Origin of the sequence: Paenibacillus glycanilyticus, from assembly GCF_051200795.1 — a bacterium.
GTDB lineage: Bacteria > Bacillota > Bacilli > Paenibacillales > Paenibacillaceae > Pristimantibacillus > Pristimantibacillus glycanilyticus.
Window position 1 is genome coordinate 4,399,933 of sequence record NZ_CP195155.1, and the last position, 23,653, is coordinate 4,423,585.

The 23,653-nt window shown below is 51.0% G+C and carries 13 protein-coding genes; 1 reads left to right on the forward strand and 12 read right to left on the reverse strand.

The features are described 5' to 3' along the window. Nucleotides 1-44 precede the first annotated feature (44 nt). From ACR9FF_RS20150 to ACR9FF_RS20190, 9 genes are all read right to left on the reverse strand, one after another. Complete coding sequence (locus ACR9FF_RS20150; protein ID WP_435164144.1) at nucleotides 45-2,381, reverse strand: AraC family transcriptional regulator; 2,337 nt, start codon at nucleotides 2,379-2,381, stop codon at nucleotides 45-47. Between the two features lie 168 nt (nucleotides 2,382-2,549). Next, nucleotides 2,550-4,139 (reverse strand): extracellular solute-binding protein, encoded by a 1,590-nt coding sequence (locus tag ACR9FF_RS20155; RefSeq protein ID WP_435164147.1) that lies wholly within the window; start codon nucleotides 4,137-4,139, stop codon nucleotides 2,550-2,552. 52 nt (nucleotides 4,140-4,191) lie between these two features. Continuing rightward, nucleotides 4,192-5,076, reverse strand: a complete 885-nt coding sequence (locus tag ACR9FF_RS20160) for a carbohydrate ABC transporter permease (RefSeq protein ID WP_201001937.1) — start codon at nucleotides 5,074-5,076, stop codon at nucleotides 4,192-4,194. A gap of 27 nt (nucleotides 5,077-5,103) precedes the next feature. Continuing rightward, entirely contained in the window at nucleotides 5,104-6,075 is a 972-nt protein-coding gene (locus ACR9FF_RS20165) for an ABC transporter permease (protein WP_373312710.1), read from the reverse strand. Between the two features lie 630 nt (nucleotides 6,076-6,705). Continuing rightward, a complete protein-coding gene (locus ACR9FF_RS20170) occupies nucleotides 6,706-11,370 on the reverse strand; it encodes a X2-like carbohydrate binding domain-containing protein (protein WP_435164152.1) in 4,665 nt (1,554 codons plus the stop codon). Nucleotides 11,371-11,724: 354 nt separating this feature from the next. After that, on the reverse strand, nucleotides 11,725-12,624 hold the full coding sequence (locus ACR9FF_RS20175; protein ID WP_201001943.1) for a carbohydrate ABC transporter permease: 900 nt from the start codon (nucleotides 12,622-12,624) through the stop codon (nucleotides 11,725-11,727). A 25-nt stretch (nucleotides 12,625-12,649) separates the two neighbouring features. Further along, nucleotides 12,650-13,564 carry an ABC transporter permease gene (locus ACR9FF_RS20180; RefSeq protein WP_435164156.1) on the reverse strand — a complete coding sequence of 305 codons (915 nt, stop codon included), beginning with the start codon at nucleotides 13,562-13,564 and terminating at the stop codon, nucleotides 12,650-12,652. Nucleotides 13,565-13,637: 73 nt separating this feature from the next. Further along, a complete protein-coding gene (locus tag ACR9FF_RS20185; RefSeq protein ID WP_435164159.1) occupies nucleotides 13,638-15,278 on the reverse strand; it encodes an extracellular solute-binding protein in 1,641 nt (546 codons plus the stop codon). A 337-nt stretch (nucleotides 15,279-15,615) separates the two neighbouring features. Continuing rightward, complete coding sequence (locus ACR9FF_RS20190) at nucleotides 15,616-17,895, reverse strand: helix-turn-helix domain-containing protein (RefSeq protein ID WP_435164162.1); 2,280 nt, start codon at nucleotides 17,893-17,895, stop codon at nucleotides 15,616-15,618. 206 nt (nucleotides 17,896-18,101) lie between these two features. Here ACR9FF_RS20190 and ACR9FF_RS20195 point away from each other — a divergent pair, with 206 nt between their 5' ends. Further along, the gene (locus tag ACR9FF_RS20195; RefSeq protein WP_435164165.1) at nucleotides 18,102-19,190 is read left to right on the forward strand and encodes a GerAB/ArcD/ProY family transporter; all 1,089 of its coding nucleotides are present in this window, start codon (nucleotides 18,102-18,104) and stop codon (nucleotides 19,188-19,190) included. 6 nt (nucleotides 19,191-19,196) lie between these two features. Here the strand turns inward: ACR9FF_RS20195 and ACR9FF_RS20200 are convergent, their stop codons facing one another. From ACR9FF_RS20200 to ACR9FF_RS20210, 3 genes are all read right to left on the reverse strand, one after another. After that, on the reverse strand, nucleotides 19,197-20,414 hold the full coding sequence (locus ACR9FF_RS20200; protein WP_435164168.1) for a Ger(x)C family spore germination protein: 1,218 nt from the start codon (nucleotides 20,412-20,414) through the stop codon (nucleotides 19,197-19,199). Continuing rightward, nucleotides 20,411-21,961 (reverse strand): spore germination protein, encoded by a 1,551-nt coding sequence (locus ACR9FF_RS20205; RefSeq protein WP_435172172.1) that lies wholly within the window; start codon nucleotides 21,959-21,961, stop codon nucleotides 20,411-20,413. Before ACR9FF_RS20205 ends, ACR9FF_RS20200 begins: the two co-directional genes overlap by 4 nt. A 128-nt stretch (nucleotides 21,962-22,089) precedes the next feature. Then, nucleotides 22,090-23,520 carry a DHA2 family efflux MFS transporter permease subunit gene (locus tag ACR9FF_RS20210; protein WP_435172174.1) on the reverse strand — a complete coding sequence of 477 codons (1,431 nt, stop codon included), beginning with the start codon at nucleotides 23,518-23,520 and terminating at the stop codon, nucleotides 22,090-22,092. Nucleotides 23,521-23,653 lie beyond the last annotated feature (133 nt).

A 23,653-nucleotide genomic window follows, 5' to 3' on the forward strand; every position in this document is an offset into this window, starting at 1 on the left:
CAAAAGACGGTTTGCACATTATTGCAACGTTTGCACGATCTTGCTTACAGGTGCTGGCTTTGCTCTCTGTAGCTGGTTGGCGTCATGCCCTCCAGCTTCTTGAAAATCCGGTTGAAGTAGCTGTGCTGGTAACCGACCTGCTCGGCTACGTCATTGATTTTTAGCTCCGATTCCCGCAGCAGCTCCTTAGCTTTCTCGATTCTAAGCTCGGTCAGATAGTCGATGAAGTTTTTTCCGGTCACCACTTTAAACGATTTGCTCAGGTAAAACGGATTGGTGCCGATATGCTCCGCGCAGTTATCCAGCGAAATATCCTGCCTGTAATGCTGCTGCATATAGATCATCGCCGCTTCGATCAGCCGTTTAACCTCGGAGCCCGCCCTGCAGGTCAGCTCCTTCTGGTAAGGAGCAAGCACTTTATCCCTGAACCAGCCAAGCATCCGCTTCGGCTCCCGGATTTGGGACAGCTGCTCATACAGATTAACGCCCTGGAACAGCCTGTTCGGATTAACGCCGGATACCATGATGACATGCTGAATATTTCCGAGCAGATGGAGCATCCCCTGCTGCACGTCGATTTCCTTGGCTCCGGCGCAGGATAACGCTCCAACAAACGAGCTAAGCAGCTCGCTTGCCTCTTCTTCCTTGCCCGTGCGGAGTGCCTGGATAAGCTCCCGCTCCAAGGTAAAAGGATACTGCGGCTCGGCCCAAGCCTCGCCGCCTAACACGCCCTGCTCCATGTCGATAATCTGGTTGGCATTATCGCAATTGCGGTAGCTGACCGCCTGCTTGACCCGCTCGAACTCGTTGGGCAGATCTGAGATATAGGCGGTCTGGCGGCTGACCGCCAGAGTTACCCTCATCCGCAGAATCCGGTTCACCGAAGTCGTCAGCTCCTCGCTGAAGGCTTCAACCGCCTGCTTATACGAGCCGCCTTCCGGAATAAAGAGCATAATTCCTGCCGTTAAATCATGAAAGTTAAGCGTGTCGCTTTGCTCGAAATGCTTGGACGCCAGCTCCTTCATCATATTAACGGCCGCAAACGTGATCAGCCCCTCGTCTCCGCTGCGGAATTTTTCGTCCATGTTCGCGATTCCGTTCAGCTGGATAAACAAGACGGCAAAATGACGGCCGCGCACCTCCCATTTGAACTTTTCCATGCGGCGCAGCAAATCTTCCTCCGAATACGCATAAAGATAACCCTGCAGCAGCTGATGCAGGAAGCTTTCCTTCACATGCGGAAGCTGCTCCGCCAGCTTCGAGTTCAGCTCGAGCCGCTCCTTATGAAGATGTTCATATTGCTGCTCGATAAGGGCAAACTCATCCTCTTTGCCCGTCCATGCGGCTCCGCCCGAATAACCCCCAAGCAGGTTCGCAAGCCGTTTTACCGGCGAATAGATCCGGTGGGAAGCGAGCCAGGATAACAAAGCCGCCAGCAGCAAGGCGATTAGACTTACCGTAATAACAAGCTTGGAGATAAACATCACCGGCGCAATGATGCTGTTGATCGGAGAGGCCGAGACGTACAGCCATTCATCCGAAATTCTCGACAGGCTGCCGTAAGACACGGTGTAGGTCGAACCCTTCCAGTCGAAGAAAAAAGAGCCCTTCTCCGACTTCATGCCATTGATTCTCTCGCGAAGCGCCTCCACGAACGAATCGTTGGAAGCGCTTCCGTTTGCGGAAACAAAAAGGTCTCCCGATTTCTGCTGCAGGAACGCTTCGCCTTCGTAATACGGAGTCATCGTCTGAAGCAGACTGGCAATCTTGTCGCTGTCAAACCGGAAGACCAGCACGCCAAACGGATTGGGACTTCCGCCCGGAATATGGTGCACGAGCGTCAGGTCCTTCTGATCCGGATGTTCGGAATCAAACGCCCACTGGGTCCAATAGGTCAGGTTTTTACCGTGTATCAGCTTGCTGTATAGGCTTAAATCCTTCTGATCCTGCAGCGGCGTATATTCAGGATTAAACAATACTTGGCTCTTCCCGCCAACAAACAGCTCGGCTTTCTTGACCAAAGCGTTCGAGCCCTGCATGGCGATCAGCGTCTTTGTTATATCGTCGGTTCTCTTGAAATCGCGGACAAAATCAAGTCCGTTTAAGCTATAGTCGAATTTGTTGTCGAATGCCCAGTGGGAAAGCAGAAGCTCCAGGTTGCTTAACTGATCATCCATTTGCTCGGAACGTTGTTCAATCTGCTGGTAGTGAAGCTGCAGCAGCTCGCTTTCTACCCGGCCGCCGGCCATCCAATAGATAAGTCCTCCGATAATAAGTCCGGGAATGCCGGAAACGATGAAAATCATAATTAAGCTTTTTCTAAAAAAGCGTCCTTTGCCGGAATCCGTGCGGTTCCGCCAAATTTTCTTTCCATGGAGCATCCTATTCCCCCATTCCTTTCGGTTATAAAGTTGACCTTATAATAGATTCCAAAAAAAGGGAAGCATGAAAATCAGACTATTTTGTACGAAATTCAGAGTTTTTTCCGGTCATGCCAAAGCACCCATCCTCCCGAAGGAATTTTTGATGGGTGCTAACGGTCAGCTTATTTATTTCACGGAGGCTGCGTACAGCTCGTTCATTTCTTTCACCAGATCGTCGCCGCCGGATTTCTTCCATGTCTCGAAGGCCGCAATCAGACCCGCTTCATCGGTTTGACCGACGATAAACTTGATGCGCGCATCGTTGATGATGTTGTCCAGCTGCTGGCCCTTTTGCGAGTAGACGTCTGAGATAAACGGCTCAGCCGGGTTGGCAACAATGTATTGCTCGGCTTCCTTCTGAATTTCCGTCGTTTGCAGACGTAACGGCGTTTGCTGCACGACGCGCCCACGGCCAGCCGGGATGAACGGCAGCATCTGGTTAAGGCCTTCCACCTCGGATTCCAGCAGGGCAGCATCCTTGGTAGGCACGATAAACTCTCCGTCCAGCGTATAATGCTTGCCTTCAATACCGTACCCGGCCAATGTCGTCAGATCGTCATCATTCATTTGATCCAGGAACTTCAGCACGCGCTTCAGCTCTTCCTCCGTCTTGACCGTCCCTTTCGGAATCGCCAGCAGGCCTGCGAAGCCCGATGTCGGCAGCGCTTTTAGCTTGCCGTCCGCTCCCGTTACGCCAATCATATTGTCCATGTATTGGGCATCCGGATTATCTTTGTTTTCCTTGGCAAGCGCCGCGTGAATCTTATCTTCAATCCGTCCGGCCGTATCGGTTACGTCAACAATAACGCCGGCCTGGCCGTTAACGACCGGATCTACCCATTTCGCGGAGTCGAATACCGCAAAGTCCTGGTTGATCAGCTTCTCGTCGTACAGCTTTTTCATAAATTTAAGAGCTTCCAAATATTCTGGCGTCTGATGCTCCGGCACCAGCTTGCCGTCTGCAACCCCCCATTTGTTTGGCGCGCCGAACCACAGCTTGATCGTATCGAAGGCGCTTGCCCAGCCGCCGGTCCATTTTACCAGCACCATGCCGTACGTATCGTCTTTGCCGTTTTTGTCCGGGTCTTTCTCCTTAAACGCTTTCAGCATGTTATAGAATTCATCGATCGTCTTCGGCTGCTGAAGGCCAACCGCTTCCAGCCAATCCTTGCGGTAGACAATCCCGTTGCGGCCAAGGGCGCGGCCGCGGTAGATGCCATAGTTCTTGCCGTCGATGGAGGAGTTGTTCATGATGACCTCGTTCGCTTGGCTCAAATTCGGATAATCCTTCAAATAAGGGCCAAGCTCCCAGAAAGCTCCGGAACGAACTGCATTTACGAAGCTTGGATCCTTCGAGCTTGGCACATATATAATTTCGGGAAGCTTCGTTGAAGCTAGCGTGATGTTGAATTTATCTCCGTAGGAGGCGTTAGGCACCCATTCCAGATGAATGTTCGTATTCGTCTTCTTCTCAATCTCCGTGACGACGGGACCGTCGTCTTTAGGAAAATTCGTCTTGAAGATTGGCAGCATGATGCTGATGTCCAGCGGCTTCTCGGCGGACGCCTCGGTTGTGGCTGCGGCGGCTGCCGTCGCGCTTGCCGATTGTTCCGGCTTGGCCGTTTCTTCTTTGTTGCCGCTGCAGCCGGCAATCGCTGTCATGGCCAATGTTCCGAGAGCTGCCGTTGCTACCCATTTTTGCGTCTTTTTGTTCATCTTTACTGATGCCTCCCTTTAATTTTCATTTTTTGTTATATCGCAATCCGCATTACCCCTTGACCGAACCGATCAAGACCCCTTTAGCGAAATGCTTCTGAAGGAACGGATAGACGAGCAGAATCGGAATAGTGCCAATAACGATAACGGCCATCTTGATCGATTGATCCGGCGGTGCCACAAAATTCGGATCCATGGAATTGATGTCGCCGGCGGCCGTCTGCGAGAGCAGCACGATTTGTCTGAGCATCACCTGCAGCGGCCATTTCTGCGGATCGTTGATGTACAGCAGGGCGGAATAGAAGTTATTCCAATGCCCTACCGCATAGAAAAGCGTAAAGGTCGCAAGCACCGGCATCGAAAGCGGCAGGACGATTTTCCACAGCAGTCCCAGCTCGGTACATCCGTCAATCCTGGCGGCCTCCTCCAGCTCGGCGGGCAGCTCCTGGAAAAAGTTTTTCACGATAATCAAGTTAAAAGCGCTGATCGCGCCCGGGAGCATCAAGGCCCAAAAAGAATCAAGCAGATGAAGATCGCGGACAACCAGATAGGTCGGAATAAGTCCTCCGCCGAACAGCATCGAGAATACGATCAGGTTAAGCACCGTATTTCGCCCCATCAGATTACGCTTGGACAAGGCGTAAGCCATCGTCACCGTAAAGAACAGATTCACTGCCGTGCCCACTACCGTTACATAGAGAGACACCTTAATGCTTTGCAGAATCGTATCGGTCGAAAAAATAAACTGGTAAGCCGCGGTGGTGAACGTCTTCGGGATGAGGAACACGGCTCTCTTCGTTAATTCCGCATCCGATGCGAAGGATCCCGCTATGATGTAGATAAAAGGCAGCACGGCCAGCAGGCTGATGACGCTTAGCAGGATCACGTTCGTTATATCGAATGCGGTCCCGGATGCGCTTCTGTATTGTTTTGCCACGGCTAATCCCTCCTTCCTTCCAGCCTTTTAATAGATGCCGGATTGTCCAAAACGTTTGGCCAGCCAGTTCGCTCCAAGCACAAGCGTGACCCCAATAACCGCTTTGAACAAACCAACGGCCGTACTATAGCTGAACGCCCCTTGCGTGATCCCCATCATATAGACATAGGTGTCGAACACTTCGGCAGACTCCCTATTCAGCGGGTTCAGCATCAGGAAGATCTGCTCGAAGCCGTTGTCAAGCACGTCCCCCATCCTCAGAATCAGCAAAATAATAATCGTGCTGCGGATCGAAGGAAGCGTAATATGCCACAGCTGCCTCCACCGGTTCGCCCCGTCCGTAATTGCCGCTTCGTATTGCTCGACATCTACCCCCGCAAGCGCTGCCAGAAAAATAATCGTGCCGAATCCGGTTTCCTTCCAGATGGTCTGCATAATAATCATTGGCCTGAACCAGTCCGGGCTGGCGAGAAAATCGATTTTGGCACCCGTATACTTGAATAGAAACTCGTTAATCACGCCGCCTTCGGTCGTCAGAAAGACATACGTCAAGCTGGCTACGATAACAAGCGATATAAAATGCGGGATGTAGATCAGAGTTTGTACGATTCTTTTGAAAAACGCCAGCCTCAGCTCGTTTAATAGAAGAGCTAATATAATAGGCGCCGGGAAGTAAAACACCAAATTGTACAAGGAAAGTATTAAAGTGTTTCGCAGAAGCATGAAAAATTCGGGATTCGTGAAGAACACCCGGAAATGCTCTAGTCCCACCCAATCGCTCTTCCAGAAGCCAAGGAAGGGTTGATAGTTTTTGAACGCCAGCAGCACGCCCCACATGGGTACGTATTTGAAAATAATGAAATATAACAGGCCTGGAGTTAAAAGCAAGTACAGCCACTTGTCTTTCTTGAGTCTCGCCAGCACGTTAGGTCGTGTTCTTGTACGAATGGTTGTCGCCTGCATCCGTTCTGCTTGGCCGGGAGCAGCCGCCTGCTTCATTTGAGGTCACCTCCAAGTATGGGTTGCATCGCATGACCTCATTATTAAACCTTCCTTGCCTTTCCGCCAATCGGACATTTTTGAGAAAGCCCTTTAAAAGCCTTGCCGCACGCGCAAATCAAGATAATGCAAACCCGGCAAAATAGTAGAAGGTCCCGTCAAACCGGGCAAAATTGTACGATTGTTCTCCCCTTTTCGTGCGCCTATAGTGAAACTGCATGTTATTCCTGTCGAGTTGAGGTGAGGTGAGCCTATGGGAAATAAGCTGTATCATGAGGCAGCTCCCTTTAAGCTTCTGTTCACATCCTAGGTTGGATTTTATCCAATCTACAGCCTCTTCCCCTATGCTTTTAGCCCCTATGTTGGATTTCATCCAACGTAGGGGCTCCCATCTAATCTTTTTGATGATTTTAGGTGAATTTTACTGGAGAAACTCCAACGTAGGCGAGGAAACGGCATCCAAACCGGCAATTTTAATGGATGGAATCCAAGGTAATCTAAAATGAACATTTGTATGTCAATTCGGCGCCTCTTAGCAAACCTTGTTTGGTTGCTCCAGTTCATATGCAAAAGAAGCATCGCCTTCCGGAAAACGGAAAGCGATGCTTCTTCTTCTTCTGCTTTTATGATTTATTTTTGAATGGATGCCGCTTCAATGTCGCCGTATGCCCAATAGCTTGCCGGAACGTCCTTCCAGGAAGAAGCTCCGCTGCCGGATGGGGTAATGCCGAGCGAACGGTTAATTACAACAACGGCTTCGGCTCGAGACAGCGTGCGATCCGGACGGAACATGCCGTCGGCGTAACCCTTGATGTAACCGGCTCCTTCGGCTGCTTTCACCGCTTGCTCCGCCCAGTGACCTGTCGTATCCGCGAAGCCTGCACCTAATTTGGAGCCGCCGCCGGCCAGACGCACGGCAAGCTGTGCCATCTCGGCACGCGTAATCGCCTTCTCCGGACGGAACGTACCGTCGGTATAACCGTTCATCAAACCGGCTGCCGTAGCTTTGCGGATTGCATCCGCTGCCCAGTACCCTTGCTTGACGTCGCTATAAGCGCGGCTATCTTCTCCTACCGTGGCGTCCTGCGCAATACGCGACAGAATGGTCGCCATCTCCGCGCGGGTAATCGCCTTCTCCGGCTTAAACAGATTGCCATCAAAGCCATTCATGTATGCGGCCGAAGCCGATCCCGAAGCTTCGCCCAGCTTCACAAGCGCGAATGTGCTGAATTTCGAGTTCTTGAATTGAATGCCCTTGCCGCCTTCAACATCAACAACAGTGCCTTGCTTGTATTCTACCGTACCATCGCTATGCTCGATGAAGACGCCAATATGCGAAAGCGCTTCGGAGCTCCAATCTCCGGCTGGAAGCGGCAGCACAAGCGTTGTCTCTCCTTCCGGCAGGTTTGTGTCAATATCAGCCGGAATGCCGATCAGCGTTATCTTGCTGTCCTTGACGGCTGCGGAAACAACCGTGGACAGATTGGCGCGGCGTTCGAGCTGCGCCTTCTTCTCGTTAACAGGCGAAATGACGAAGTGTACCTCCGTGTTCACGTTTTTCAATACGGCGTTCGGCACATGGATCTTCGCGCCGGACACGTCAATGTCCAGATCAAGTCCGCTGGCTGCAAGCTGTTTGACCGCTTCCGCATCCAGCTTCACGGCTGTCTCTGCCGCTTGGCCCTTCGAATCCGGCACCACCAGCTTCAAGGCGCTTGCTCCCGATGCCTTGCGCGCGTCAATCAGTGCCTTTGCCTCCGTGGCAGCCAGCGTCAGCTCATCGCGCACCGTGCCGTCCGGCTGCGTCGTGCGAATAACTTTTGGCGCTGCAGGTTCAACTGGCGGAGTTGCATTGCCTCCGCCTCCGGATACCGGCGGCACGCTTGCTTCCGCAGCGGTAAACCGCAAGGCGTCGGCAAGCATCAGCTCACCGGACTTGTTGACGACGCGGATCGTATGCGAACCCGCGGTCAAGCCCGAGACGCTGTACAGGCTTACTTGCGAGTCGCGGCTGTCCGCATAAGCGTTAACCGTCTTCTTCAGCTCGCCGTCTATATAGACTTCCATCTCGCCTTGCTTTGGTCCAACCGGCGACAGCAGCTCGATGCCGGTGCCTTTAAACGTATAGGAGAAGGCTGCTCCTTCCGCCGCGGACGCATGCGCGTCGTCGCCGTAATCGCCCCGGAAGCGGAGCGTCAGCTTCGTTGTTCCGACCGGCTGAGCGGCCAAGTACTGTAGCTTGATGGTCAACACATGATCATCAATCGTGTAATCAGTGCCGCGAACAAGCGCCGCTCCCCCGTTATAGATGCCACTCAGGCTGTCCGGACTTGCCAGCAGATTAACGCTGACGTCAGCCGGCGCGTTCTTCGCGAAGTCCGTCGAGGAGACATCGATCAGGTCCGGCAGCTGTACGCGCAGCGCGTCGAGCAGCATGAACTTTCCTGATTTCTTCACGGCTTTAATGGTATGGAAGCCGTTTGTCAAGCCGCGAACCGTATACACGGTCCGCTGCGGAGCGTTGTGAGCACCCGCTTCGTACGTGCTTACATTGCCTTGGCTGACACCATCGATGTAGATTTCGACGTTGCCTTGACCCTCGTCAACCTCGGTAATGTAGTCGATCCCCGTACCTTGGAACGTATACGTGAAGAAGGAATCGTTATTTTCCGTCCACTGCACGTCATCCTTGTAGTCGCCGAGACCGCGGCCGCTGCTGCGGTTCCAGCTGCCCGTATAACGGATGCCCGGGTCGTCGTTGTTTACGAAGACATAACGGCCGGGCGAAGCCGAATTAAGAACGGTAAGCGAAAACGTTCTTGGGCTGCTGCCCGAGAATTCGAACGACAAGCTTGCGTCCCCAAGCGGCAGCGATGCCAAATAGGATTTGGCGATACGGACAACATTTCCGTCAACCGTATAATCCGTTCCTGCTGTCAAAGCATTTGCGCCGTTCTTAACTCCGGTCAGCTCGTTAGAGTCGCCTAGCGTCAGCGTAACCGCAAGGTCTGCCTGAGCTGCCGGGCGTTTATCGAACGAAGCCGATACCGGGCTAATAGAAGTTCCGCTAACGGCTACCGACAACGTCTGTGCGGCTCCTCCCGCGAATTTGAAGCTGAGAGCCGCGGATTGACCGGATGCCTGCTGCGCCAGATAAGACGATTTGATTGTCACGACGCCGCTTGATACCGTATAGTCTGTACCCGACTGCAGGGATGCGGTGCCGTTGCTGATGCCGGTGAAGGAGCTTGCGCCGAGATTCAGCGGAATCGTAATATCAGCCGGCGCGTCCTTATTGAAGCTTGTCGCCGAAGGGCTGCCGAGCAGCGTATCCGCGGTGACTTTAAACGCGTCGAAAAGGAAGTAATATTGGCCGCCGGCATTCCGGACTGCCCTCAGCGTATGCGTGCCTTGCGGCAAATCCGCCACGCTGAATACGGAATGCTGTCCAACCTGGTCGTTGCCGTAGGAATCAACCGTCGAATGGAAATTTCCGTCGATATAGATATCAATCTTGCCGCTGCTGGTGCTTTGCTCCGATAGCAGCTCAATCCCCGTACCCTCGAACGTGTACGTTAATTCCGGCTCCGAACCGTCCGGCTCGCCGTAATGCACGTCGCCCATGTAATCGCCGAAGGACCGCCCGGTGCTGTGACCCCATTTGTTGGCGTAAGCAATCGACGGATCATCATCGTTGATCGTAACCGTATAGGAGGAAGCCGCAGCCTCTTCCGAGCCCGACGAACCGTCGGCAGAGCCGGAATCGCCGCCGGTGCCGGCGCCCGTGTCCACGGAAGTGCCGCTGCCCGAGCCCGACGAATCCGTGACGACAACGGACAAGTCCTGTGCGTCGCGCACAAGCTCGTTGCCGCCGTTGCGCGTCCATTCTCCCGTATATTTCATGCCGGTGTCGTCATCGTTAACGATCGATGTCCCGTTTTGCACCGTCACCTTAAACAGGCGCGATGCGTGCGGCTCGAGGAATAAAGGATCAATGCCGGTTGCCGAGCTGCCCATTTCCTTATGGCTCCACAGGTCGCGGATCGAACCGGTGCCGCTAAGGCCGATATCGCTCCATTTTACGCCAACCCGCGCGCCTTTGCTGCCCAGATTAAACAACGCCACCGTATACGTGCCGTCACCGTTATTGGCGTACCAGGCTTGCTGATCGGTATCCATCGATACCGGGTGAATCGGATGACCCGCTTGGTTGACGGCGATTACCTCATCGTTCGTATAAAGGGATAAGCCGTAATCATCCAGATTGGTTAAATCGTCCCCGGTATAAAATTGCGCTGCCGAAGCGGCCCACAGCGTAGCGGCCGTCTGCCGTTCGTCCTTCGTCAAGCCCGACGTTTCGCCGTTGCCGACGTTCAGGGAATCGAAGTCGTTCCAGCCGCCGGGTCCGGCGTCGCGCCACCACAGCGCCGCGCCAGGGAACAGCCTCGCAATGTTGGCCCATTGCGTCATGCCGATATTCGGATCGTACGCCTCAACGTCCCAATCGATACGCCAGCCGTTGGCATATTTCTTCCAATAATCCACGTAGTTATGATCAAGCGCCCAGCTCAGTTCCAGCCAGATGCCGTGCTTGCTTAACGCCTCGGACCACGCTTTAACGTCGCCGCGCGCATCGATGCTCTCGTCGTTATGGCCGGAGCCAGGCGTCACGCTGTCGAACTTGACGAAGTCGACGCCCCACGACGCAATCAGATCGGCAACGGAGTCGACCCATTTTTGCGCGCACGGATTACTGAAATCGATCTTGTAGCCGAGATTCCAATAATCGCCGTATTTATAAGGTTTCACGGCGATGTCGCCGATTGTGCAGCCCGGAGCTCCGTAGATCGGCAGGTCGCGTTCAACCGCATCCGGCGAAATGCCGGGAATCATATAGATGCCAACCTTCTGCCCGTTGGCATGCACGTAATCGATAAGATTCTCGAAGCCGTTCGGATATTTCTCCGTGCTCGGAACAGGCCGTCCGTATTCGTCCATGCTGCCGTTCCAGCCCGCGTCGATATTAATGTATTCATAGCCATGCGACTGCAGCTTTTCATGCATCGTATCGGACATCAGCTTAATTTTATCTTCCGAAATCCAGTTGCCCGACGGACCGTCGTACACCTGCATGCTGTAGCTGCTCCAGCCCATGTAAGGCTTCTGTGCCAAGCCGTTGTCGGCCGCCTCCGCGACGTTCGTCCGCGGCGGAATGAAGCCGATTTGCGCCAGGACGGCGACCACCAGCAGTATCCCCATCCACGCCCTGTTCCGGCGTTTTGCTTTAACGCTCAATCTTTGCATCCCCTTTACCCAAGTTATTCGGCAGCGCCGCCCGCATGTTATGTAGAGGTAATCTCCAATGCGGTCCCTGTATATGAAAACGCTTACCGTACAACCGATTGTAGCGGTCCCCCGTCCGGCAAGGTAGGTACATCTTGGTCGTTGAGCGTACCTTATTCCCGATTTCGGGGGTACAAATCGCCATTTAATGGACAATTTTACCTGGATGGCGGTCGATTAAGGGAAATAACGCAAACGGGACGCCACGGAGTCAAGCCCGCATCGTCCCGTTTGCCATTGTTTTATTGATTCGCCAATTCCGCTGCTTGAGCCTGATTTATTGCCCCTTCAAACACCTGCATGGAATCATCCTTTTACGGAACCGATCATAACCCCTTTCTCGAAATATTTTTGCAGGAACGGGTACAGCATCAGAATCGGCAGGGACGATACGATAATAACGCCGTATTTGATCTGGTCGGCATAACGCTGGGCATAACCGCCCGATGCAGCGCCGCCGCCCGTACCCGCTCCGTTCTGGAATACCTGGTTGGACAGCAAAATATCCCTTAGCACGATTTGCAGCGGCTGCAGATTGTTATCGCGGATATAAATCAGACCGGTAAAGAAATCATTCCAGTGTCCGACCAGGTAATATAACCCGATCACCGAAATCAGAGCTTTGGAGAGCGGCAGAGCAACCTTGGCGAAATACATGAAATGCGAGCAGCCGTCCATCACGGCCGCCTCGTAAAGCTCCGCCGGCAGCGCGGTCTCGAAGAACGTACGGGCTATAATCAAATAGAAGATATTCACGCAAAACGGCAGAATAAACACCCAGAACGTATTCGTAATATGAAGATCCTTCATCAGCAGGTAAGTCGGAATCAGACCGCCGTTAAAAAACATCGTGACGACGAAGAGAAACATAATCGGACGTCTCGCTTTAAATTCCTTCCGCGACAGCACGTATGCGGCCGGCATCGTAAACAGCATGTTGACCAGCGTTCCGAACAAGGTGTAGAACAACGTATTCCGGTACCCGGTCCATACCCGGCTGTCCTGGAATATCTCCTTATATCCAAATAGACTAGTGCCCTTCGGGAAAAACAGCACCTTCCCCGTCGACACAAGCGTTGAATCGCTAAACGAAGCAATCACGATGAAATAAAGCGGATATAAGATAATGACAAAAATGACCGCGCATAACGCATAAAGCGCGATATGAAAGGCGAGTTCACTCCCTTTCAAGCCCTTGAGCGCCATATGGCCTCCCTCCTTCCTTTCCGAATCAATACAGGCTTGTATTGGACATTTTTTTGGAAGCGGCATTCATCGTAAACAGGAATACAAAGTTGATCAGCGTATTAAACAAACCGATCGCGGAAGCATAGCTGAACTGATTGGACACAATGCCGATTTTGTAGACATAGGTGGCGATAACCTCCGAGACCGGCAGGTTCAGAGCGTTTTGCATCAGGAAGATCTTCTCGAAGCCCGTGCTTAAGATATTGCCCATGCTAAGAATGAACAAAATAATAATCGTAGGAACAAGCGCCGGAAGATCGACATACCGGATCATCTTCATTCTGCTCGCTCCGTCCATCTTGGCGGAATCATAGAGCTGCGGATCAACGGTAGACAAAGCCGCCAAATAAATAATGCTGTTCCAGCCGCAATGCTGCCAAATATCCGACAGGACATAGACGGGAATAAAGGTATTGGTCGAGGCAATCAGATTGATGTGGCCAAGCCCCAGCCCCTTCATCAGATGGCCAACAACGCCGGTCTCCGGCGACATCAGCACGTTCATCATGCCGACAAGAACGATAATCGATATAAAATGCGGCAGATAAACCGTCGTCTGCATCACATTTTTAAATCGCTTGCGACGGATCTGGTTCAGAATCAATGCTAGAATAATAGGCGCCGGAAACCCGACGATAATGGTCGCCAAGCTGATGAGGAACGTGTTGCGCATCAGATCGGTGAACAGATAGCTGTCCATAAACTGCTTGAAATAATCGATGCCCCTCCACGCGCCGCCGGTCAAGCCTTTCGTAAAATCGAAATCCTTGAAAGCAAGCTGAATGCCGTACATCGGTATATAGTTAAAGATCAGGACAACGGCAATCGCGGGCGCAATCATAATCCATAGCTGGTAATCCCGTCTTAATGCCCGTAGTCCTCCTCCTAATAATCGCATCGGCGATAACCTCCTTTGCCAGCCGGAAGCCGGCATACCGCATCAAGCGCCGCATGCCGGCTTCCGCAGCTAGTTATTGCTTCTTATATTCGTCGTAGTATTTCTGCATAATTTCAAGATTTTGCTTCAAACCTGCTTTTTCGCTTTCCTTCACATAGCTGTCCCATTCCTCTTCAACGCCGCCTTTTGTTACCCATTTCGCGAAATTCGTGTTGGCCAGGTTCATGACATTGGTGTTGTTCAGGCCCATTGTGCTGTTATCGGCGCTCGAATATTTAAGAAAGGTAGGGAACACATCGTTGTCCACGTCGATTTGAATCGCGTCAATCGGCTTCGATTGCTCCAGAACCTCCTGCATATCCTTGCCTAGCGTCAGCTGAAGCGAATCCGGAATATAGAATGCTCCGTTATCCGCCATCGTGGACGTCCATTTCCAAGTGCCGGGGTCCATCTTGGAATCGGCCGGCGGCAGCACGCTGTAGCTTCCGTCGCCGTTATCCTTAATGTTTGGTCCAAGGGATCCGAACAGAACCTGCATGCCCATATCCGGCGCGTACAGCTCGTTAATAAACCGCATGACCGCGTCTTTGTTTTTCGATTTGGCCGATACGACTAGCTGATTAACTCCGTAGTTCAAGGAATTGTAGTCATAGCTCCACGATACATTGCTGTCAGACGTTGCCTTAAGCGGCGACATCGAGGTGTACTGCGGCGCAAGCTGCTCGCCGAAGCGGTCTGACGCAACCCAGCCCATCGTAAAGCCAACCTTCGCCGTATCCCCTTCGCCCCGGGCAACGGACTGGTATTTCGTGTAATCGTGCGTGAATACTTCCGGGTTGATCAGACCGGCTTTATAAAGCTTGTTCAAGAAAACAACCAGCTGTTTGTATCGATCATCGACCAAATAGTTCTTCACGGCGCCGTCCTCGACGAAATACCCTTGCGGGCTGCCGTCCGTCAGCGTTATGCCTTCTCCGCCAAGCATATAAGCCGGGTTGAAATAGCCGCCGATTCCGCCCGGCCAGTCCATTGGGATCTCGTCGTTTGGATCTCCGTTGCCGTTCGCGTCCTTCTCTTTGAATGCTACGAGCACATCGTACAGCTCATCCCAGGTTGTTGGCATTTGGAGGCCCAGGTTATCCAGCCATTGCTGGTTAATGTATTGGCGGGTAGCCGTGGAAGGCCAGTACCGCTGATATTTCGGAAGGCCGTAAATTTTGCCATCCTGCTGCTCGGCGATTTTCTTCGTCTCCGGCTTCGCATCGAACATCGCCTGAACGTTAGGCAGCTGATCCAGCATGCCCGACAAATCCTGGAACAGTCCTTGGAATTGCGCCATATCCGCATCCGTAATGACATTAGGACCAATAAAGAGATCCGGAACATCTCCGCTTGCCAGCAACGTCCCTTTCTTCTGATCCCAGTCGGCCGTAATTTCCTGCCAGTCAATCTCAACGCCTGCCTTATCCTCCACCTGCTGCAGCCATTCCATATCCTTAAGCGGTTTCGTCAGAGCATGCTTGGTCATAATCGCCGTAAGCTTTACCTTCTTGCCGCTATTGCCGCCGCTGCCGGCGAAGCTGTCTGCCGTAGGATTGCTGCCCGCATTGCTTCCGCCATTGTTCCCGCCCGAATTCGAATTGCTGCTGCATGCTGACATAATGGTTGTTGCAGCAAGCATGACGGTAATCATGCCGACTACTTTTTTCCGCATGTAATTGCCCCCTCGATTCAATTTAGATGGCAGCCGCATCGGAAGCCGATACGCTGCACCGAGGCATCGTCGCCCGGTACATCCACACTAATCGGTATGGCGATATGCCGTATACGGACAGTTTTCGAAAGGTTGGCATTTTTTGAAAGCGTTTAACTTCAGGTTGTTGAAAACGCTTCAATTTCTGCCCTTTCAATTATTGTGGATGTTCAAAAAATGCCGCTTGCCATACTCGGAAGGCTGATCCGCGGGTAAAAAAGAGGCTTTTTAGTTCCAGGGCAACAACAAAGCCTGCCGAACGATTCGGCAGGCTAGCCCGCGATAGATGTGCAGCATTTTAGGAAATGAGCTTATGCGTCTCCCGGTATTGACCGGGTGTCGTGCCTACGATTTTTTTGAAGCAGCGGATAAAGCTTGATGTGTTCGAGAAGCCCGTCTGCTGGGCAACGCCGTCCAATGTCTGGTTCGTTGTCCTTAGAAGCTGAATAGAGGTTTGAATGCGGAATAAATCGATGTATTCTTTAAAATTCTGACCCATCGTTTTCTTGAAATGATGGCTGAAGTTAGACGGAGACATCGCAAAATGGTCCGCAATCAGTTGAAGGGAAAAGTCAGGGTGTAATCCCCTTTGCTCGATAAAGCGAGTAACCTCATCCTGGGATGCATTTCGGACAGGCGGCAAGGTGTTCTGGATCATGAGGCATAACCGCTCGCAGCTATCCCGGATAATATCGGCCATCTGATCGACGGTATACCGGAACTGGTAAGCCGTATCCGTAAGCCGGAGCAGGACATCGTCCTCCGGGCTAAATCGCTGCAGCCCGTTAAGCAAAGCGCTGACCGTGTTAATATAAACGCTTCGGACCATATGCGGCGGCATTCCCGCGCTGCTCATTTGAGAGACAATACGGTCCGTAATAGAGCGAACAGCTCCGGTGTCATTTTTCAGAATGGCCAGCTCCAGCGATTGAAGCAGCTCCGCGTAATAGGATACGGAGCCGGATTTGGGCGCTTCCAGCTCATCGAAGACGATAACCGGACTGCCACCGCGCAGCTGAAGATGCTCCGTTGCCCGTACCGCCTGCAGGTAGGCAATATGGATCGCTTCTGCCCGGTCAGGCTTGCTTGAAGTTCCTATGCCGATATAGACCTTCGCTCCCGTCTGCTCTTCCAGCTCCTTCCCGGTATCCGCCAGAAACTGTTTCATCGCAAAGCCTGCCTCATAGGAGCAAACGTATATCATTTCGTGACTATAAATGCTTTTTAGAAAATACCCGGTACCTCCGATTGGCTGCGCAGCTTCCAATGCCCTTAAGTACTCCGCTGCCCGGCACTCCGTTCCTTCATCGCTCTTCGGGGATTCGATCGACAGGACGGCTACGGCAACCGCTTCATGCGGGAATGCAATGCCGTATGCGGCCGCCTGCCGCATAAAAGCTTCGTCATTGCCTGCTTTCCCGCTTACTAGCTCCAGAAGCAGATGATCTCGAAGCACCGGCATGGTCTGCTTCACTCTGGCATCAAGGGAGCTGTTGACCGATACCAGTTCGCCAAGCGCAAAGCGGATCATCTCGAATTCATTCATGGGCTTCCTTCCGCCAGGCTCGAACAGATTGGAGGCAAAATCCACTATTCGCTTGATCGGCTGATAGTTCCGTCGGATCGCCACATAGATAACGAGAATTTCGAGCAGCAGCATCATGCCAATCAGAAGAACCGTATTGCGCTGAATCGTCTGAATGCCCTGCAGCATCTCCGTTACAGGCAAGACGCTTACATACTGCCACCCGTTCTTGTCGGAAACGGTATGCGAAATAATATAAGAGCTGCCGCCTTTCTCGTAAAAGCCCGCTCCCTTGCCGCTTTTATCAAGACCGGTCAGGAAGCTCTGCACTTCATTTGTAGGTATGTACGATCCTTTGTTGGAAGTGAGCAGAGGACGGCCTTCTCCATCCAAAATAAAGAAATCTCCGCTGTACATCTCCGACATGGAGTTCAGCATCCGGATAATCGTATCTTCGCGGACCATGATAAGCACCGCTCCCGGGGTCTCGTAGCCGCCAATCGGAAGCGGAAGGGCAAAGGTAAGCATGCGGACATGATTGCTGCCAGGAATAATGACATCTTCTACCGGCCTTACTAACGTCCCCTTCAATTGGTTCAGTTCATTAAACATGTCAGGCCAGTCTTTATAGTAATAACCGATGCCCGGTTTGCCGAAATCGCCCACATTGTAAGCGCTTCCTGTTTTGGCGAATAAATAACCCATACTTTGTATATAAAGGAGGGTGTTGTCGACAAAGCCGTCCGTGGCATTATATTTCCGCATTTCGTTTGCAATTTGCACGCGCTGATAATCAATGTCTTCGGCGTTGTACAATTTGATCTCCCGGTTCTTGAGCAGCTCGAACGGCAGATTGTATACGTAACGGGTAAATGTATCCATCGAAGTTCTTACCTGCTCCGTAAGATGCGTATTCCAGTCCATCTCCTTCTGTTTGACGACCGCCGTCGAATGCGGATAATAGTAGACCAAAATAATCAGCAGCGGAAACAGCAGCACCAGGAAGTAGGAGACGAGATGCTGGATCAGCAGATTCATACGGCTTCTTTTCATCGCAACCACCTTTCGCCCTTGCCTAACTTAAGGGATGGGAAAAGTCTCAATAATTGCTTTATTATACCACCCCGGGCAAACGCAGACTACAGCCCTAAGCAGCAATTGAAACCATTCCATTGGATCCCCGGACGGAATAAGAAAGGATGAATTTGGAAAAATAAAGGAATGTTCAAAATTTCATCCCATTAAATGACGAGGTTACGATGAATAAAATTACAGGGTATCAGTTGTTCGCAATCACCTTCATTTTTCAAATAGGCACTACGATTATTTTCGGCTTTGGCGGTCAGGCTGGCAAGGATGCATGGATTGGCGTATTGCTATCCAGCTTCCTGGGCGTATTTGTGGTTCTAGTCTACACGGTCCTCATGCGATTGAATCCGGGGCTGACCCTAGTTCAATGGTTTCCTGCGCAATTTGGGCGTTGGATCGGAACTCCGATTGCATTTTTATACCCCCTTTTGTTTATATATATCGCTGGACGGATTACTGCAGATATCAGGGACATGGTTTCAACAACCTTATTATTTAACACGCCGCTTATCATCATCTGTGGGGTGTTTGTCTTTATTATTGCCTATTGCGTATATGGCGGAATAACGCGAGTATCCCGGCTGGGGGAAATGTTTCTCCCCATCGTGCTGCTCTTGTTTTCGATTGAAGTCATTCTTCTAATCAGCTCAAACGTGATGCATTACCATAACTTGCTCCCTGTTTTAGAAAACGGTTGGGGCCCCGTCTGGAAAACCGTTTACCCGCCGGGCATCACTCAATCGTATGGAGAATCCATTATCCTTGCGATGTTCTGGACGGAGACCAAAGAGCCTAATAAAGTCATGAAAATTACGATTCTCACCACAATAATGTCGGGAATCATGGTAACCATCTTCGATTTGATGGCTGTACTCGTTTTTGGAGATATGTTCTCAGGTTTCCTGTACCCTCTTTACACTCTGCTTAGTTTAATAAGCATCGGCAAATTCATTGAAAACCTGCAAATGTTTGGCGTGCTTTATTTATTAATGACGGCCCTGTTAAAGGGCGTTATTGAAATGTTCGCAGCGGTGAGAGGGATTCAACAATTAACGAATATGAAGAGCTACCGCGCGCTTGTCATCCCGTCCTGCGCCGCTGCGCTCATACTTGGAATGACGATGTCCAAAAACATAGCCGAGCACATTTACCGACATCACTTTGAAATTTTGGTGCCTTATGTGTGGGTGCCTTTATACTTAATCTTGCCAACGATTCTTCTCCTTGTTACTTGGTTGCGTCGGCAATTGGCGAAATGAATCTCTTCATTTTATTACCTCGTCTGGTTTTAATTGCAATGCGGGTCCCGTTACCCCTATCCGTCTAACCGTAATGTTCGCTTTTACAGAAACCTCGGCTTCCCGGAACTCTTTTTCCCAGTCATTCTTCAACGATCTCCATAATGCCAGATTCTTTCTTTTGATCGTATCGCTGAATCCAAATATATCTGTTCCATACTCTTCCTGAACTTTGGAAATCGTTCGTGATACGGTTTCTTCAATATGTTTGTCCAATACGTTCTGAACCAGGCTAATATTAGTAGTCCGTGTCAGGTCCAGCCTGGTGTTATTTTCACGGATTACTCCATTCGCTGTTAAGGTAACAAGAAATTTCAGCTTGCCGTTCTCGACTGTCGGCTGAATGTTGCTATGCAGTTTAAAGAGAACCATACTGACATTACCTTCTTCATCAGGTAGTGTTGCAGGAACCGTCAGCTTGTTTAGATCTCCGGTTACCCATCGCATTGCCCGGCCTTCCTCCATATTCAAAAAACCAACCATTTTCAAATCTTTATTAAAAACCGCCGTTCCTATAATTCGGAATCCTTCCGGATTGGACGACGTATTCCGATTGGGTCGGTTCTCTGTTTTAGAATCCATGCCAATGGCGACCGCCGGCACCGCTGGAGAAGCTCCTTCGCTTGTTGCAGCATGCAAAAAGTTCAGCAACCCCAATTCGACGGGTGTTCCTATTTGATCGTATTCTCCTAAAACCCCAAGCGCGGCAATGTTTTCCAATGGGTACGAGGTTTTCAAAAATTCGTTTGCGATGCCTCCCATGACAATAAATATATCGGTTCTCAGCTTAAGGTTCGGATCCCGCGTGTAAGTATCGAATACATCCTTAACTCCCTGTCTAGCCATGGATTCCCCGATCACAATGACACGCCTATGTCCGCGAAACACTAACCTGGAAAGCTTAGTCTGCATCTGCTGTACCGCGTCCAGCGTATTCATGCCTTCGCCCGAGACGACAAAAAACGGCTTGTCCTTGCCTCCTCCGTTTTTACCGTTCTGCCCACCGCCTATTCCGGCAGGAATGATTGCCTGGGCACTGATCTTGACTCCCTTATTCGGAGCTTTGTCGATCCCCCACCCAAGCTCAACCGCAATCTCATTGACTTCGGAATTATCCCAACAGCCAGATACTAATGTTAGAGAGAGAAACAGAAAAAACAAGCTGGTCTTATGTAACTTATTCATTCGTCTGCATTTCCTCGCTTTGAACTTGGTTGCTGACCTGTCGGGATCCGGGTTTTATTGGCACCGGATGTAAAGGCCGTACGACGGGTCATACTCCATCTCGGCGCACGTATAAATACATCCTTGAGGCTTTGAGGTACGCTCGGAACGACCGGACTCAAATACGGAACTCCAAACGACCGCAGGCCAAGAAGATGGATCATCAAAAGGAATAACCCGCTAATAATCCCGTATAAGCCCAGCATGCCTGCCAATATCAACATGGGGAAACGAAGAAGACGATAAGCGGTTCCGAAGTTATACCGAGGGATGGCAAACGATGCGATCCCGGTTGTGGCAACAACGATGACCACAGGAGCGGACACGATGCCTGCTTGTACGGCAGCTTGCCCAATGACAAGCGCTCCTACAATGCTGACGGCCGAGCCTACGGCTTTAGGCATGCGAATACCGGCCTCGCGGAGCCCCTCGAACATGAACTCCATTAACAACGCCTCGACAAACGTGGGAAACGGGACGCCTTCCCTCGAATTAGCGATGCTGACAAGCAGATTCGTAGGGATAAGCTGTTGATGAAAGGTTGAGAGCGCCACGTACAGGGAAGGAAGCAGCAGTGCGATATTAAATAAGGAGTACCGGACGAATCGAATGAATGTCGTGTAAATGGAACGTTCGTAATAATCTTCTACTGCCTGCAAACCCGTCCAAAACGTCATCGGAGCGATGAGCACGAATGGGGTGTTATCGACAAGGACTGCGACTTTCCCTTCGAGCAAGCTTGCGCATACGATATCGGGCCGCTCGGTATTTTGAATTTGCGGGAACGGAGACCAAGGCGCATCTTCAATAAATTCTTCGATAAAGCCTGATTCCAGTATCCCGTCCATCACTATCCGGTCGATTCTATTGCGGACTTCCTTCAGAATCGTATTCGAGACAATCCCGTCAATATACGCAATAACGACATCGGTCTGAGAAACTTCGCCAATCGTAACGGATTCCATTTTCAGCTTTGGACTACGGATTCGTCTGCGTATTAAGCTGGTATTGGTACGCAATGTTTCCGTAAATCCGTCCCTTGGGCCACGAACGGAGATTTCGGCGGCCGGTTCTTCGATCGAGCGTTTCTCGAATCCTTTAAGATCCGCGACAAGGGCTTTATTTTCTCCGTCAGCCAAGAGAACAATATTCGCCTTCAGAATCCCATCGATTATTTCGCCTAAAGTGGAAACGGTTTTAATTTGCGAGACCGCTATCAATTTATCTTGAATCATCTGCCCCGATAGAGGGACCTCATCATATAGGAGTGGCGCTAACACCATGTTATCCAACGTCTTGTTATCGATTAAACCATCCGCATAGACGATAAGAATCCTCGGATTGCTGCCGATTGAACGAAAAATGATATCGGAGCATTGTTGAAAAGTTTCCCTGACCATCTTCTCGTTTATAGAAAGCTTTGTGCTTAATTGAAATGGAGGCTCAGTCGATTGTAACCGGTCAGAGCTATGATTGCGATCCGTTTGTTGCCGACTTCTTATCCGCATCAAGCGTAAATCCCTCCTCCATACGCGTAAGCAAGCATCCCCGATGTGTAGTGTATCCATTCTTTCCAAATTTTTTTCAAACCATCAAAAAAGAGCTGCCTCATGGCAGCTCTCTCTGTTAGTTCGTATTAGCCTTCAATGGCTACTTTCTTTGCGGTCGCGCTGGTCTGTTTCTCGTCGGAAGCTTGAGCAACGCGTTTAATGAAGAAGGTCAGAATGAGACCAACGACGCCGATTCCGACGATAACCAGATAAGCATCGTTCATCCCGCTGATTGTCGCATTCGTAATCATCTGCTGTTGATCCCCGGTTGCTCCGGATGCCATCGCATCCTGCAGATGGGATTTGGTTTGCGTAGTCAGGATCGTAACGAGAAGCGATGTGCCAACCGCACCCGCTACCTGTCTGATCGTATTGGAAATCGCCGTGCCATGCGCGTTTAGACGGTTAGGCAATTGGTTAAGACCCGCTGTCTGGACAGGCATCATCAGAAGGGCCATACCGATACGGCGGCCGGTCGACATCAGAACCAGATAAGTGTAGCTTGTCGTATCCGTCAGATTAATGAAACCGAGAGTTGTCACGATAACAATAATCATACCGGCAACGGACAGCCATTTGGCGCCGAACTTATCAAACAGTCGGCCTGTAACAGGCATCAGAAAGCCCATGATAAGCGCGCCCGGAAGAAGAAGCAGACCCGATTCCATCGCCGTATAACCGCGCGCGTTCTGCAGATAAAGCGGAAGCAGCATCATATCCGCATACATAATCATCGTAATCGCAATGTTAATGAACGTTGTTAAGCTGTACATATTGTACTTGAAGGCCCGCAGGTCAAGCAGCGGATTCTGGGAAATAAGCTGCCGCCATACGAACAGCACCAGAGAGATAAAGCCGCCGATAATCGTAATAAGCACTTCTGCGCTTTCCCATCCCGCGCTGCCCGCGCGGCTGAAGCCGTACAGCAAAGCTCCGAAACCGATCGTGGACAAGACAACGCTAATCACATCGATTTTCGGATACGAACGTTCCGAAACATTCGTAAGGAAAACAAATCCGCAAATGATAACAATAATGGCGAGCGGAATCATGCCGTAAAACATCATTTCCCATTTAAAGTTCTCGAGCACCCAGCCGGCAAGCGTAGGACCAATCGCCGGTGCGAAAATAATGGCGAATCCAACCATCCCCATTGCGCCTCCCCGCTTCTCGGGCGGGAACAAGGTCAAAATAACGGTCATTAGAAGCGGCATAATAATACCGGCACCAGCCGCTTGAATCAAGCGTCCGATAAGCAATACGTTAAAATCCGACGCAAGCGCAGATACAATCGTACCCGCCAGGAATAAAATCATCGACGTCTGGAACAATTCCCGCGTCGTAAATCGTTGCATCAAAAAGGCTGTAATCGGAATTAAAATACCGTTAACCAGCATGTAGCCGGTCGTCAGCCATTGGACTGTAGTAGCCGAGATGCTAAAATCTTTCATTAACTCAGGGCCGGCCACGCTCATAATCGTCTGGTTCAGCGTCGCAATAAAGGCGCCCAGAATCATAACAAATAAAATAGGACCCTTTTTGATAGAACTGTCCGCTTGTAAACCTTTACTCAACCGCTCCATCCTTCTTTCTTGTCTCTCTAGACTAAATTTACAACGTGTCGTATAGTGAACATTGTATAAATTAAAT